We start from the raw sequence: 14,306 nt of genomic DNA, 5'->3' as shown, positions 1-14,306 counted from the left end.
GCTAAATTAATCATTATTCTCAATGTTTGACGTACGGAGTTTTTAAAGAAAAATTATTAATGATTCTCAATTTTGAAATTAAGTCCAAATGAAGTTTTTTGTAGAGCGTTCTGTAAATGGTGATTCTATCAAATTATTTAAAACTGATATGCAACCCCAAATCGAACTCCAAAACTTTTGTAATTTCGAATAGGTTCTTCAGGAAATATTGGTTTTAAATTTCCTCGATAATTTGGGCTTAGATATAAGTCAAATTTATTAATCGACCTTCTAATTTCTAATTGAAGTAAATAATCGATATTAAACTGCACGGGTTTTATAGTTGTGATTCCGGGGTTTTCTCCACTTGAATTATAATATTGCCCGCTAGATTTACGCAAACCAAAATTGAATGTAACTCCTGCTTTCGGAATTACTGCCCATTTGCCAAAATCGAATCGATAGCCAACATTCAGTGGAACTGAAATCCATGAATAAGTATTTACCCAATTTTCAGAGGTATTGATAGTATCATTATATGTCACGGTATCGAAAATGGAAATGTATGTGGTGTCCCATTGCTGTGTTACTGAATCAAAAATTATAGAATCGGCCATGTAACCAACAATTTCGATGGTATCTGTTTCGAAATATTCAACTGTATTTAGGTCGATTTTTTCACTTGTTTTAAAATGCTCAATTCCTGAACCCAAACTGATATTTTTGAATGTTGTATTGATGTTGAAACCAAAAGTTGGAGTAAACATTGGACTTTTTTCCACGTTAAATGAAGCGCCTGATTGAGTGTTTTTAGAAAAATACTGACCTCCGTAATTGAATCCACCAAACACCTGCGCTTCGATTTTTAATTTAGCTAAATTGTTTTGATTTATTTTGTTTTTTTCTGCAATTGAAGAACTGTCTTTAATAGCTTTTTCAGCTACTCTCGAAATAGAATCTTCCGTTGTGGTTTGAGTAGAATCTGAACTGATCTTATTTTCAGAAGTTTTGGAAATAATCGTAGAATCGGTGAAGTTATCTTCTTCATTAATATTTTTATTTTCAGTTTTCGCTATTGAAATATTCTTTGATTCTCTCGCTAGTTCTTCTTGCTTTTCAATCCTTTGCGAATTGGAATTGACGTCTGACCTATTTTCGATTTTTTCATTAGTCTTTGCGCTTGAATTATTATCTAATGAATTATTTTTTTCTCTTTTTAAATTTTTAGAATCATCAGGTTTTAAAGTGTTATTCTGAGTTTTATCTTCCGCATCCAAAGTTTCAACTTCCTTTTTCGAAGCTGTTATTTTATCCTTTTTGTTTTTTTGTAATGAAGTTTGAATCTCATTATTTGATTTGGTGAACATGTCATTAACCACTTCTTCAAGTTTCAGTTCTTCTTCAGTTTTAGATTGAAGTGTATCTGAATTTTCAAAAGTTATTTGATCTTTTTGATTTTCAATTATTGGATTAGAGGCTACATTTTCTGACTTTTTAATTAAGTTTTTAGTACGTTCAGATTGTGAATCATTGGTTAGCTCACTTATTGCAATTTCCTTCTCTAAACTTTGAGAGTTAAAGGAAGTTGCCAAAAAGAATATTAGAAATAAAGAGTTTAAAAAGTAGAATAGAATTTTACCTTTTCTATTTTGAGAGGGTTGAATTTCATCCAATTGATTATTCAATGAATCAATAAAGTCATCAGGAATATCAAAGGATTGATTTCCTAAGTTATCGCGGAATAATTTGTCGATATGATCTTCTGAATTCTTCACTGTTCCACTATTTTCTTTGATCTATGAACTAATTTTCTCAATCTTTTTCTGGCTTCTTTAATGTGCCATTTTACGGTTTCATAACTGATGTCTAAATCTTTACTTATTTCTTTAGTAGAATATTCTTCTAGCGCAAATAAACTGAAAACAAGCTTCGTTGCAGGGGGTAATGTATCTAAAATTTTCTGGAGTGCTTCTTTATCAATGTCATTATCTATTTCTGATTCATCCTCCATTCCATGATCTTCAATTATAGAATCAACTTCAAAAAGGGCTTTGTAATTCTTATTTTTTCTAAAATCATCAATTATTGTATTACTTACAATTTTTTTAGCCCAAGAAAAATATGCTGTTCCTATTTTATAATGATGTATTCCTGTAACAATCTTTAAGAAGGAAGTGTTCACAATATGCATTTGATCTTCACGATTATTTTTGTATTGTACTGCTGCACTCATTAAAACATTAAATGTTTGTTTATAGAGTTCAAGGATGACCTTACGATCATGCGCTTGAATTTTCTTTACTATTTCGCAGTTTATAATCAATCTTTGGCTTTGATATTAAGACGTCATAAATTGATAATAAGTCTATTGAGGTTGAAAAAAATAGCCATTTACAAAGTGCAAATGGCTATTTGTGTTAGGTATATCTATGGTAAATTTGTTAAATCTGTTGCAAGTTGCGTATCTGTTGTTTGTGTTAATGCTGAGATCACCTCATAGTGATTGTTCGTTATTTGTGATGAGACAATTGCTGCATGCGGGTCTCCACCAATGAATGAAACTGCTACAAAATGCACGTCTGTTCCTGTTGGTAGAGTATAACTTGGTGCTGAAGTAAATACATTGTTTGTTCCATTGTAAAGCATTGCTAAACTATTTAATCCATCAAAAGAGACATACAACGCACAGTTTTGGTTGTTAAATCCTTGAGGCACTTCAACCTGTACAGTTGTTGGTGTGCCAGGAAGATTACTGAAATAATCAAGGTTTACCCAATTAACTGAATCAAAATATGCATTGTATTGGTTACCTTGTCCGAATAACATCGAACTATCTGCTTGCGTCCAAGTTACGGTGTCACTTGCACCAGCTGAACCATAGAAAATTTCCATGTTCGGATCAATTCCGTTCGGCGCAGGAATTACAGCTGAGTAGCCATAACCGTTAACCAATTTCAAGGCTTCTCCATTTTGGGATGCTGTAATTTTAAATTGACCTCCAGAGATCAATGGAGCAATTTGATTACCTGGTAATTGACCCATAGTTGGCATTTTCGACATCATCATTTCTGCTTTTGTGAACAGTTCTATGAATTCAATATTGATGTTTCCTGAAACTACATTTCCGTTTTGATCCTCAAAACTGTTCGGTGAGAAAGTTAATTGCGAACCTTTTGATCCTGTAATATTCATTACGTTTGAGGCATCAACTGTAAAGTTTTGCTTATGGCTATTTAAGTTGTTTGTGAAAAAGCTTCTCAATTCTTGAGCTGATGGGCTTTCTATTGGATCTTCAGGTGTTGTTGTTCCTGGTTCAATTTTGTCCTTTTTACATGACACAGTAGCTAATGTTACTCCCAACATTGCTAGTACTATAAATTTCATTTTTTTCATAACTATTAGTTTGTTTTTAGAAGAAACGTATGGAGTTGAGAAAGAGGGGGGGAGATTTTGGGTTTTTTATTCAATTTTCCATTTTTCAGGATTTTCTCTAATGTATTTTTCGATATTGTAAAAAGCCCAGCTATCCCTTATTACAAGGTCATGAAATCGAGTTTTCCATTTGAAATTAGGATTAATAAGTCTAGCCTTCATCGTCACAGAAGATTTGAAACCTCTCATTATTGAACTAATATTTTTTGATTGAGGCCCAAATTTGCTTTTCAGATTTACATTATTTAATGAGTTTTGAGAATTGAATTCATTTTCACCAATTCTGATTATCGCATGAATATGATTCGGCATAATTACATCTTCTCCCATCGTCAAATTCATGTCTGGTCTCATTTCAAAGGTTTTCTCCCATTCTCTTGTTTTACAATTCTACCTAATTTCGATAATTGAGTTTTATTTTCTGTGATTTCGCCAAAGAAACATTGTTTATCGTACGTTAAACCAGTTATAAAATAGTCAGCGCACCAAGCATAATTCCAATTTGCACATCGAAATGTATCCACTCGGTATTTGTTTTTATACAGTCTTTTCATGATTTTGATTTAAAGTGGTTATTTGTTATTGTATCATTGAGTTAACGAAAAAGTTTGAATTTCAAATAGTTGTTTGTGTTTTTTTATGTAGAGGCGCAATACATTGCGCCTCCATGGAAAAAAAGCATTACCACAGAAAAAGAGTATCACCACATTAAAATCAAATGCATCATCAAACAAAATGGACCTCCATAGGGTAGATCCAACCATAGTGGTTAAAATACATCATCCACCACACCACAATCTCACTACCCAAAAATCATTACCTTCGCATCGCAAAACTCTGAAAAAATTCAAAAACAACCCACATATCGTTCTATTTGGAAATTAGCATTGCCTGCAATGCTTGGTGGAATAGTGGAACCTGTTCTTTCTTTAACTGACCTTGCCGTGGTAGGGAATATCGGTTATGATAGCTTTGCAGATTCTAATGAGAATCTGTCGGCAGTAGCAGCAGTTGGTATTGCAGGAAGTTTGATTTCTGCTTTGGTTTGGATTTTCGCACAAATGAAAAGTGCAATCTCTGCAGTTGTTTCTCAGGCTTATGGTTCTTTGCGCATGCGAATAATGGCTAGTCTCATTCCACAAATGATTTATTTCAATGCAATTGTGGGAGTTTTGGCGCTGTTAGGAACGTATTTTACATCTGCTTGGATTTTTGAAAATTTACTTTCTGCCAGCGGAACTATTCTAAAAGATGCCACAGATTATTTCAATATTCGGGTTTTAGGATTTCCATTGACATTAATCACATTCTCCATTTTTGGTGTTTTCAGAGGAGTCCAAAACACATGGTGGGCTATGGTGATTTCCATAATTGGAGGAAGCGTAAATATCATTTTAGATTTCATATTTGTCTTGGGTTGGTGGAATTTAGTTGATCCAATGGGAGTGGAAGGTGCGGCTTGGGCAAGTTTCATTGCGCAAATTGTAATGTTTACCCTAACGATTTACTTTCTTCTTTTCAAATCAAAAATTAGATTAATTCACACTTTGAGAATAAGTCCAGAATTTGTTGGACTATTATTAATTGCTGGAAATCTTGTTTTGAGAACCATTGTTTTGAATGTCGCTTTAATGTTAACCCATAAATTCGCTAATATTTATGGAACGGTGCAAGCGGCAACTCATGCTGTGATGCTCAATTTATGGTTGTTTTCGGCTTTCTTTTTAGATGCTTTTGCAACTTCTGCAAATGCCATGGCAGGAAAATTCTTAGGTGCGCGAAACAAGGAAGCGATGCAAAGAAATTTGAATAGAAATTTAATGTTAAGCTTGATCGTTTCTTTTGCACTCTCTGGATTATTGATGATTTTCGATGCACAGATTATGGAGTTATTAGTCGATAACGAAAAAGTTTGGGCAATGTATCCATTAGTGTTGCCTTTATTCGCACTGTGTTTGCCAATAAATGCGCTTGCGTTTACTTTAGATGGAGTTTTTAAAGGAATGGGTAAAGCAAAATTTCTGAGAAATATTTTATTTATTTCCACTTTATTTGGATTTTTACCTGTATTATTAATCGGGCATCAGTATATGCCAAGTCTACAAATCATTTGGTATGCAATTATTATGTGGATGTTGCTAAGAGGAATCATTCCATATTTTTATTTTAAATTTTGGATAAAACGATTCTAAGAACCTAAACTTGGACCATTGAATCCTTGTTTATGTGAATAGAATATTATTTTTTGAGGCCTCGATAAACTTTTAATAAAATAAGTACATGGATAATGTAGATTTAAGTGCAGGATATATAGACGCAATTTGGTTGAGCCTTGCATTTTTAAGTGGTTTGCTCATGAAGCGCCTTGGACTTCCAGCACTTTTAGGATTTCTAGGAACTGGATTTTTCCTGAGTTTTTCGGGATTTACGGATGGAAACTTAAAAGAAATTTTAGTGCCGCTTTCTGATATGGGTATAATTCTCCTATTATTCACTATTGGTCTAAAAATCAAAATTAAGCAGTTGATTAAGCCAGAGATTCTAATTACGGCATCCTCTCATATAATTCTTACAACCCTCACAATTGGTGGAGTTATCTTCGGACTAACATTTTCTGGACTCCAATATTTTGCAGATATGACTCTTGAAGCTTCACTAACCATTGGGTTTGCTTTGAGTTTCTCTAGTACCGTTTTTATTATAAAATCGCTGGAAGATAGGGGTGAAATTACCTCCCGTCATGGAAGGTTTGCTATAGGAGTCCTGGTAATTCAAGATATTTTTGCCGTTGTATTTTTAACGCTTTCCAAGAGTGTGATGCCTTCAATTTGGGTTTTAGCTTTACCACTTTATTTATACCTAATAAAAATCATTTTAGGTCGTTTATTAGATAAATCTGGACACGGAGAATTGCTTACCGTTTTTGGATTCTTTGCGCCATTAATTGCTGGAGCATTAGCTTTCGATTTGGTCGATTTAAAATATGATTTGGGAGCACTAATTATCGGAATGCTCCTTGTGAACCACTCTCGAAAAGAGGAATTGTATGACAGAATGTTGAGCTATAAGGATTTCTTCTTGATTGGTTTCTTTATTAATATTGGACTGTCTGGAATTCCTACCTTATTGAATGTTTTAGTTGCATTAGCCATGCTTGGTTTTGTGGTGTTTAAAGGATTATTATTTATCAAATTATTCTCCTTTTTCAACCTTCGTGCAAGAACAAACTTTCTTACTTCTTTACACCTTTCCAATTATTCAGAATTTGGACTAATTGTAGGTGCTGTGGCTGTATCAAATGGAATGATTACAGATGATTGGCTAACAACATTGGCTATTTTCATGAGTTTGTCTTTCCTACTGTCATCACCATTTATCTCAAGATCGTATGAACTGTATGAAAAATACCATGATAAATTGGCCCGATGGAATAGGACATCAAAAGAACTTGACAGACAGGCTTCAATAAGCGGCGAAGTAAAATACGTAATTGTAGGATTGGGAAGTATAGGGATGCCAGCTTATAATCATTTGAAAGAATCCTTTCCGGATTATGTTGTTGGAGTAGATTATAACGCTGACAAAGTAAAACAACTGAAGGATGAAGGAGACAATGTAGTTTGGGGAGATACGACAGATAGAGATTTCTGGGATGAATCAAATTGGGAAAAAGTTGATGTTGTGGTTTTGGCCATGAGTGATTATGCTTCGAATTTCAATACCATGAAGCAAATCAACAAAATGAAAGAAAGACAATTTAAAATTGCTGCAATCTGTCATTATGATGATGAAAAAGAGATTTTCGAAAAACTAAACGTGGATTATATCTACGATTATAAAACCTCAGTTGGAGAAGATTTCGCACAACACGCAATGGAAAAAAGCGTTAAGGTAGTTCAATAAATCAATTACTAATTTTTAAATTACGAATTCGTGGTTGGTGTTCGCTTCGTTCAGTTTGTTTTCACAGAGACTCACAGAGCATGGTGAGGGAACTTTGATATCCGGTAATCTATTTTTGTTCGGCTAATATTATTAAATGAGTTTTTTCAAGTACTCCAAAATACAAATGAGCCCATAACCTTCCCTCAAGGTTTTTATCTATGAAGTGAAATGCATGTTTTAGTCTCATCAAATAACCATCCATCTGTTTCACGTGCACTTGATAAAGTTGTTTTTGAGTTAACCCAAATTCATTAGTAGCTCTCAATTCTTCGCATAAATTGCAAAAGTCTCTAAGTCGTTCTTGAGTACGCTCAATTATATCGTTTCCTAAAAAACACCCAGTAGGATTTTCCCAAAAAGAAACTTCCCAGCTATACGGATAAATTGTCTTTGCAATACGATAAACAGAGTTTTTATCATCAACACTAGAATGTTTGGAATCATTCATTTTATCTATTATTCTAATCAACGAATCAAAGCGTTTGTTTTCTAAATAGATTTCATCAAGATCCATCTTTTTCTCCTCAAAGCGATCAATCATCGATTCAAGTGTTTTCTTTTGATTAATTGTCAAATAAAGTGTGTCTGGCTGACCAATAACGAACAAAGAGATATACAACGATAAAATAATAGCTGATAAATTTTTCATTCTATTTATTGTAATTCATGACTTGGTTGAACTCTAAAAACACACTAATTCGTAATTATCTAGTGTAGTCTTTAAAAACTTCTTCCAAAGTCTTCTCTTCCTTACGAATAGTTAAAATCAATAAATTTTCATCTTGAGCGTAGGCCGCAATTGTTTTTCTTAAATCAATTGAAGAATCAGATTTCACTAAGAAAGTTGTTTTGGTAATTTCTTCTACTCTTGAAATATTTGGAACTTTCGCTAAGCGATTTCGAGAAATTTCTGCGTCAAATTCAACAAACACAACTTGGCTGCTCTCATTAGATTGCAATTCGCTCGCTTTAGCGTTAGCAACTAGCTTTCCATTCTTTATGATGATTACTCTATCACAAATGGCTTCAACTTCCTGCATAATGTGCGTTGAAAGCATTACCGTTTTTTCTTTACCTATTTTCTTAATTAATTCACGAATTTCAGCCAATTGATTAGGATCCAATCCTGAAGTGGGTTCATCTAAAATCAACACCTCAGGATCATGAATAATTGCCTGTGCTAGGCCAACTCTTTGTCTATATCCTTTCGAAAGCTGACCAATAACTTTATGTTGTTCTTTTTGAAGACCAACCAATTCAATTACCTCTGTAACACGCGCTTTAAGGTTTTTTACTTTATAGATTTTCCCTACAAAATTCAAATATTCTTTTACGTACATGTCAAGGTAAATAGGGTTGTGTTCTGGAAGATAACCTATTTTTTTTCTTACTTCTAGGGAATGTTTCTTGATGTCCATTCCACAAACTTCTACACTTCCTTCTGTTTCAGGAATAAAACTAGTAATGATTTTCATCGTAGTCGATTTACCAGCTCCATTTGGACCCAGAAAACCGAGTATTTCACCGTTTTTTGCTTCAAAAGAAATGTTGTCTACTGCGGCTTGTTCCCCGTAGAATTTAGTAAGATGTTTTACAGAAATTGACATGGTATAATTTTATAGTACGAAGATAGGATATTGCAGGATTTTAAGAATGTTATTCTGTTAAAAGATTATGTAATTCAAAGATTGAGGGATTCAAGAATTTAAAGATTCAAGGATTCAAGGATTGAAAAATTATGGATTCAAAAGGAAAACGTAAACACCAATCACTACGCAGAAGGGATTCAATACCCAACCCGTTAACCATTAAACCTTAATAATTAATTTTCTTTAGGAACAACATATACCTTAATCCTCAACTCTTCTTCTTTTTTTGTATTTGCTTTTAATTTGATAATTCTATCTTGCATATAATATTTTTGATTGGTGTCAAAGGTCACAAGTATCGAATCTTTTTGATTTGGAGCGACTGGATGATTAGGGAATTTAATTTTTGTACAGCTACAAGTCACAAGTGCTTCATTGATAATCAGCGGTACTTTTCCGGTATTTTTAAAAACGAAATAATGCTGCAATTGATCACCTTCATTTGCTTTATCCCACTTGTGAGTGGTTTTTTCCAAAAATGAAAATTCCGCATACTGGGCGAACCCAATAGCGGAATTTATTATCATCATTAGAAGTACGAAAACGTTCTTCATAATTGTTTTTTTAGTTTTCAGTTGGTGCACCACTTTTGTTAACTGGAGCTCCTCCTGCTGGTGCCGCTTTCACGTTACCTTTAATACGGATAGTTTTTGTTGGCTCATTGATAGCATTAGATTGTAAAGTAACGCTTTTACCAATGATTCCTACACGCTTAGTGTCATACTTCACTTTGATTGAACCTGTTTGTCCAGGTGCAATTGGCTCACGTGGCCAAGATGGAACTGTACAACCGCAAGAACCTTTTGCATTAGAAATAACTAATGGCGCGTTTCCAGTATTTTTAAATACGAATTCGCAAGTTCCGTCAGCATATTGGTTGATTGTTCCGTAATCGTGTGTTTCTTTTTCAAATTCAATTTTTGCTCCTGTTTCTACTGCAGCAGTTTGAGCCATTACTGTGTTCATTCCGAATAGCGCAGTAAACATTAATGTTAGTGTAAATAGTACTTTTTTCATGTTTTTTAATTTTAGATTTATTCAAATGTATGACGATTTAATCTAGTATTCAGTTTTTTAACATAGCCTTAACAAACTACTGAGCCTTCTCAATATCGATGTTTTCAAAATTCTCTTTGATCTGAAAATCGATAAGTTCTTCAAATGTTTTATCAATATGTTGAAGCCTAAATTCATATTGTTCGCGCTTTTCTTCTGGCAAATTTTCTATTGCCAATAATCGATCTGCATAATGTTTTATTTTTTCCGGATTGTAATCATTATGGTCGTAGTAATTCATTTGCAGTTCCAATAAACCAACTTTATCCTTGGTATTGGGATATTTCATCAATAGCGTATCTCTCCACTTTACAGCTTCTTTTTCAACATTCAATTGAAGATATAATCCTGCTACTTTTCCAATTGCTGTTTCAGAATAATCATTCTCAGGGAAAAGTGAATAGAATTCCTTATTTCTATTAATTGCTTCATGATAAGCAACTTTATTCATCTTGAAACTTGGTGAATTCATTGCTTCTTTCATCATAAACTGTAAGGAATCATCCATTTCTTTGATAGAAGCTTTCATCCAATCAACTGTGATTTCTTCAGTTTCAGTTTTAACTTCTTCGTTAGAATTACATGCAGTGAAAATGGTCAACAAACTTAAAATGTAAACAATCTTTTTCATTATCTTTTTCTTTTAATAACGGGAAATTTCATACGATAGTCTATGTCAACTATTCCTTTTGAAATATTAGTTAATTTCTTTGTCAATAATTTTTTCTTCAGAACTGAAAGATGGTCAGTAAACAAAACTCCGTCTACATGGTCATATTCGTGTTGAATAATTCGTGCTGCGTAACCATCATACGTTTCTTCATGAAATTCGAAATTCTCATCGAAATAAGTAATGGTAATTTTTTCTTTTCTGAAAACATCTTCTCGAATGTTAGGAATGCTTAAACAACCTTCTCTAAAAGCCCATTCTTCACCTTCTTCTTCTTCGATAATAGGGTTTATGAATACTTTTTTGAATCCATCTAAACCTTCAGCTTTTGGATCTGGTTTCCCGTCCTCATCGTCTTCTGCAAATGGAGAGGCGTCAACAATAAATAAACGGATAGATTTCCCGATTTGAGGTGCTGCTAATCCAACTCCATGGGCATTGTACATTGTTTCCCACATGTTGTCAAGGAGTTCTTTTAGACCTTCATAATCTTTGTCTATTTCTACTCCTTCAACTTTTAAAACTGGGTCCCCATAGGCGACAATAGGTAATATCATACTTCTAAATTTCTACAAAAGTAATAATTCAAAAGGACAAAACCTTAAATTGATTAACGAATTGAACGGTCGTTAAAAATGATGTATCCAACACTTAATTGTGTTACGAATTTCTGATCTTGTTTAGGGAAATAATTGGTTGAAAGTCGCAATGGGCCAATTGGAGAATGGAAAATCATCGAAGCACCAACCATAGACACACCTTCTTCGAATAAATTTGAATATCCGAAATCCCCTGTTTCATTTAATCGGATAATTTGTCTAAACGGTTGAAAAAAGTAAGGTTCAATTCTTAATTCTAGGTAGTCATTATAATCGAAAATCAAATTTAACCCACCACCAACATATTGAGGCGCACGATATTCACTCATAAATAATGGTCTGCTGTCAGGTAAAGGTGAAAACTCGGTCATATTCAAAATTGAAGCAGTGTAATTAGAAAATAATGATTGAGAATTTAGAACAGCTTTTCCATATACTCCTACTTTAAAGAAGGGACTGAATTCAAAATATTTACGACCCTCAAGCGATAAGTTTATCCATCTGTGTCCTTTTCTAACATCGTAATCCTGTCCTGGTGTTGTTCCTGAAACACTGTTTTCTTTACCTTGAACATAACGAATGCTTCCTTTGATTAAACTCCCGTTTGATGCCCACTGTTTTCTATTCAAGGTGTTGTATTCGTAATTTAATGAGACGGTTTCTCCTGTGAATGAGGTAATGTCTGCCGTGTCGCCAGGTGCATAATTTAAGGTCTGATAATAATCGTCTTTATTTTCAAATTTCCTTAAATCTAAGGTTGTTTTGGCATTGCTCGTAGCAGGAATTCCGATTGTTAAACCATAATACATTTCATTTTGAATCAAAAACGATGGATTCACATCTTCGAAAAATGTGGAAGAACTTCTGTAATAATCCCACCTGTTTAATACGAAATAAGGACTTATTCTAACAGGGAATAAAGTGGGTAAATCGTAATCAACTTTTAATTTGGAAGAACCATAAAATTTTCCAAAATGAGCTTCGCCATGAAGTCCTACAGCACCTTTTCCTAAATCCCAGTATGAAAATCCAACGTATGCCGTATTTACTGGTCTGGAAGAGAAATGTCCTCCAACACTTAATGAAAAAGGTTTTTGTTTCGTTACTTCCATTGCCAATTCATAAGTGGAATCACTCTGTTTTTTTAAGGTGGGATAAAGGTATTTAATTTGATGTGTAGCATAAGTTCTGAAATAATGCTTTTTAAACTCGTCAAGGGTCAGCGGTTCGCTTAAAGTATCTTTCATAAAGTTATTTTCAACGAAAGAAACATCTGATGAGCTAAATGAAGAAACCCTTATCGAACTTATTTTAATTGGGTTTATTTTTGATCTGAATTCTTTTCTTTTTTCTTCCAAATCGCTAAGTTTAACTCTTCTGGAGGTGTTCATTAAAACGCTGTCAATATATACTTGAGCGGCATCATATCCACTTTCGATGGCTTCATCTGCTCTTTCAAAATCGAAGGTTCCAATGTCACTTTTAGGTTCTATAATTACACCATAACTGCAGGGAAGATCAAAATTTGTTTTTTGCACAAACATAGTTGTGATTTGACTAATAATGTCGTCTTCCATTGGTGGAGCAGCATTTAAGGAAACGTTACTTCCAACAATATAGTCGACTGGAAATTCATGGTAAAGGACATCCGCTGGAAAGTTGTTGTATAAACCACCATCGAAAAATAATTTTCCATCAATTCGAATTGGATTCATATAAAATGGATAAGTCATTGATGCCCTCACAGCAGCATTCAAGTCTCCATTTTTGAAGATCACACTTTCTTTCTTATAAATATCAGAAGCGACACATCGGAATGGAACAAAGAGTGAATCGAAATCATTGCCAACCGCTGCACCTGTGTGTCCAATAATACGCATGGTTTCGAAATCTAAATACGAAGGAGTTAAGAAATTTGTTGGAAGAGATTTAACGAAAATACTGTCTTTCGCAAAATTGATGTTCAACATCGACGGATCTTCGGTTCTTGCCCTTAATAAAAACCTTTCGTCTTTAGCCAACGTTCCTGAAGCCATGTTTTTGAAATCATCTGATAAAATGTAAGCTTTAATTTCATCAGGTGAATATCCTGAAGCGTATAATGATCCAATTAATGCTCCGGCACTTGTTCCAGAAATATAGTCGATTGGGATTTCAGCTTCTTCAAGTGCTTTCAATACTCCGATATGTGCCAAACCAGTTGCACCACCGCCGCTTAATACCACACCAACACGTTGTGCAGAGATATTTTTAGAGCAGAATAGACTAAAAACTAATAAAAAAAGTAAAATCTTACGTTTCAAGCTGTATTAAATGAGTTAATTTGCACAAATGTAAAAGTTTAAACGTTAAAATTGAAAAAATATTAGATGCTTGAAGTTTTAGACCATATCGGATTGTTTGCATTCGCAATAAGTGGGATGTTAACTGCTGCCAACCGAAATCTTGATATTCTTGGAGGATATATAATTGCTTTCATTACTGCATTAGGAGGAGGAACGATTCGAGATTTGCTCTTAAACGTTGATATTGCTTGGATGACATCACTTTCTCAGCTGATAATTGTAATTGCTGGAGCGACAGTTGGAATGGTTTTTCGAAAAAAATTGAGGACTTGGAGAAGAACATTGTCTATATTTGACACCGTAGGAATAGCGGTGTTCACAATTGTTGGAGTCCAAAAGGGTTTATCTCAAGATGTTGTGGCAATTACGGCAGTCTTTTTAGGCATGATATCGGCAACTTTCGGAGGATTGATTCGTGATGTTTTGTGTAATGAGATTCCATTGATTTTTAAAAAAGAAATTTATGCCATACCTTGCCTATTGGGAGGAACATTTTATTTGCTGGGAGATTATTTCGGTCAAGGTGATACCGTGTGGCTTTTTTGGTCAAGCATAGTTTTCATAATTGTATTTAGAACCATGGCGGTTTTATTTTCATGGAAACTTCCTTTAATAAGAGAATTTAAATAAT

The 14,306-nt window shown here is 33.8% G+C and carries 15 protein-coding genes; 3 read left to right on the top strand and 12 right to left on the bottom strand.

Annotated features, from left to right (window positions below):
- Positions 1-137: 137 nt before the first annotated feature.
- The 5 genes from C6368_RS00590 to C6368_RS17355 form a co-directional block, all read right to left on the bottom strand.
- Positions 138-1,754 (bottom strand): hypothetical protein, encoded by a 1,617-nt coding sequence (locus C6368_RS00590; RefSeq protein ID WP_107037230.1) that lies wholly within the window; start codon positions 1,752-1,754, stop codon positions 138-140.
- On the bottom strand, positions 1,751-2,302 hold the full coding sequence (locus C6368_RS00585; protein ID WP_107037229.1) for an RNA polymerase sigma factor: 552 nt from the start codon (positions 2,300-2,302) through the stop codon (positions 1,751-1,753). Before C6368_RS00585 ends, C6368_RS00590 begins: the two co-directional genes overlap by 4 nt.
- A gap of 104 nt (positions 2,303-2,406) precedes the next feature.
- Positions 2,407-3,363, bottom strand: coding sequence for a hypothetical protein (locus C6368_RS00580; protein WP_159038336.1), 957 nt, complete (start codon positions 3,361-3,363; stop codon positions 2,407-2,409).
- Between the two features lie 75 nt (positions 3,364-3,438).
- Positions 3,439-3,765: a transposase gene (locus tag C6368_RS17360; protein WP_199851569.1), complete on the bottom strand. Its 327-nt coding sequence runs from the start codon at positions 3,763-3,765 to the stop codon at positions 3,439-3,441.
- Positions 3,762-3,965, bottom strand: a complete 204-nt coding sequence (locus tag C6368_RS17355; protein WP_199851568.1) for a hypothetical protein — start codon at positions 3,963-3,965, stop codon at positions 3,762-3,764. Before C6368_RS17355 ends, C6368_RS17360 begins: the two co-directional genes overlap by 4 nt.
- A 342-nt stretch (positions 3,966-4,307) precedes the next feature.
- Here C6368_RS17355 and C6368_RS00570 point away from each other — a divergent pair, with 342 nt between their 5' ends.
- Positions 4,308-5,603: an MATE family efflux transporter gene (locus tag C6368_RS00570; RefSeq protein ID WP_107037227.1), complete on the top strand. Its 1,296-nt coding sequence runs from the start codon at positions 4,308-4,310 to the stop codon at positions 5,601-5,603.
- An 88-nt stretch (positions 5,604-5,691) separates the two neighbouring features.
- Positions 5,692-7,314 (top strand): cation:proton antiporter family protein, encoded by a 1,623-nt coding sequence (locus C6368_RS00565; protein ID WP_107037226.1) that lies wholly within the window; start codon positions 5,692-5,694, stop codon positions 7,312-7,314.
- A gap of 109 nt (positions 7,315-7,423) precedes the next feature.
- Here the strand turns inward: C6368_RS00565 and C6368_RS00560 are convergent, their stop codons facing one another.
- From C6368_RS00560 to C6368_RS00530, 7 genes are all read right to left on the bottom strand, one after another.
- Positions 7,424-8,005 (bottom strand): hypothetical protein, encoded by a 582-nt coding sequence (locus tag C6368_RS00560; protein WP_107037225.1) that lies wholly within the window; start codon positions 8,003-8,005, stop codon positions 7,424-7,426.
- Between the two features lie 55 nt (positions 8,006-8,060).
- Positions 8,061-8,963, bottom strand: a complete 903-nt coding sequence (gene gldA / locus C6368_RS00555) for a gliding motility-associated ABC transporter ATP-binding subunit GldA (protein ID WP_107037224.1) — start codon at positions 8,961-8,963, stop codon at positions 8,061-8,063.
- A gap of 215 nt (positions 8,964-9,178) precedes the next feature.
- Positions 9,179-9,559 (bottom strand): DUF1573 domain-containing protein, encoded by a 381-nt coding sequence (locus C6368_RS00550; protein ID WP_159038335.1) that lies wholly within the window; start codon positions 9,557-9,559, stop codon positions 9,179-9,181.
- 10 nt (positions 9,560-9,569) lie between these two features.
- The gene (locus C6368_RS00545) at positions 9,570-10,022 is read right to left on the bottom strand and encodes a DUF1573 domain-containing protein (RefSeq protein WP_107037222.1); all 453 of its coding nucleotides are present in this window, start codon (positions 10,020-10,022) and stop codon (positions 9,570-9,572) included.
- Between the two features lie 76 nt (positions 10,023-10,098).
- Positions 10,099-10,692, bottom strand: coding sequence for a hypothetical protein (locus tag C6368_RS00540; protein WP_107037221.1), 594 nt, complete (start codon positions 10,690-10,692; stop codon positions 10,099-10,101).
- Positions 10,692-11,288: a peptide deformylase gene (def, locus tag C6368_RS00535; RefSeq protein ID WP_107037220.1), complete on the bottom strand. Its 597-nt coding sequence runs from the start codon at positions 11,286-11,288 to the stop codon at positions 10,692-10,694. Before def ends, C6368_RS00540 begins: the two co-directional genes overlap by 1 nt.
- 53 nt (positions 11,289-11,341) lie before the next feature.
- Positions 11,342-13,633: a patatin-like phospholipase family protein gene (locus C6368_RS00530; protein ID WP_107037219.1), complete on the bottom strand. Its 2,292-nt coding sequence runs from the start codon at positions 13,631-13,633 to the stop codon at positions 11,342-11,344.
- A 66-nt stretch (positions 13,634-13,699) separates the two neighbouring features.
- On the opposite strand from C6368_RS00530, the gene C6368_RS00525 reads away from it, so the two are divergent.
- Complete coding sequence (locus C6368_RS00525) at positions 13,700-14,305, top strand: trimeric intracellular cation channel family protein (protein WP_107037218.1); 606 nt, start codon at positions 13,700-13,702, stop codon at positions 14,303-14,305.
- Position 14,306: the final 1 nt, after the last annotated feature.

The organism is Brumimicrobium mesophilum, from assembly GCF_003025005.1.
GTDB lineage: Bacteria > Bacteroidota > Bacteroidia > Flavobacteriales_D > Crocinitomicaceae > Brumimicrobium > Brumimicrobium mesophilum.
This window is presented reverse-complemented; position numbering and strand designations above follow the sequence as displayed.

Coding starts and splice junctions, on each gene's coding strand:
- C6368_RS00560 (WP_107037225.1), bottom strand. CDS start 8,005: ATGAAAAATTTATCAGCTATTATTTTATCGTTGTATATCTCTTTGTTC.
- def (WP_107037220.1), bottom strand. CDS start 11,288: ATGATATTACCTATTGTCGCCTATGGGGACCCAGTTTTAAAAGTTGAA.
- C6368_RS00525 (WP_107037218.1), top strand. CDS start 13,700: ATGCTTGAAGTTTTAGACCATATCGGATTGTTTGCATTCGCAATAAGT.
- C6368_RS00580 (WP_159038336.1), bottom strand. CDS start 3,363: ATGAAATTTATAGTACTAGCAATGTTGGGAGTAACATTAGCTACTGTG.
- C6368_RS17355 (WP_199851568.1), bottom strand. CDS start 3,965: ATGAAAAGACTGTATAAAAACAAATACCGAGTGGATACATTTCGATGT.
- C6368_RS17360 (WP_199851569.1), bottom strand. CDS start 3,765: ATGAGACCAGACATGAATTTGACGATGGGAGAAGATGTAATTATGCCG.
- C6368_RS00550 (WP_159038335.1), bottom strand. CDS start 9,559: ATGAAGAACGTTTTCGTACTTCTAATGATGATAATAAATTCCGCTATT.
- C6368_RS00565 (WP_107037226.1), top strand. CDS start 5,692: ATGGATAATGTAGATTTAAGTGCAGGATATATAGACGCAATTTGGTTG.
- C6368_RS00540 (WP_107037221.1), bottom strand. CDS start 10,692: ATGAAAAAGATTGTTTACATTTTAAGTTTGTTGACCATTTTCACTGCA.
- C6368_RS00545 (WP_107037222.1), bottom strand. CDS start 10,022: ATGAAAAAAGTACTATTTACACTAACATTAATGTTTACTGCGCTATTC.
- gldA (WP_107037224.1), bottom strand. CDS start 8,963: ATGTCAATTTCTGTAAAACATCTTACTAAATTCTACGGGGAACAAGCC.
- C6368_RS00570 (WP_107037227.1), top strand. CDS start 4,308: ATGCTTGGTGGAATAGTGGAACCTGTTCTTTCTTTAACTGACCTTGCC.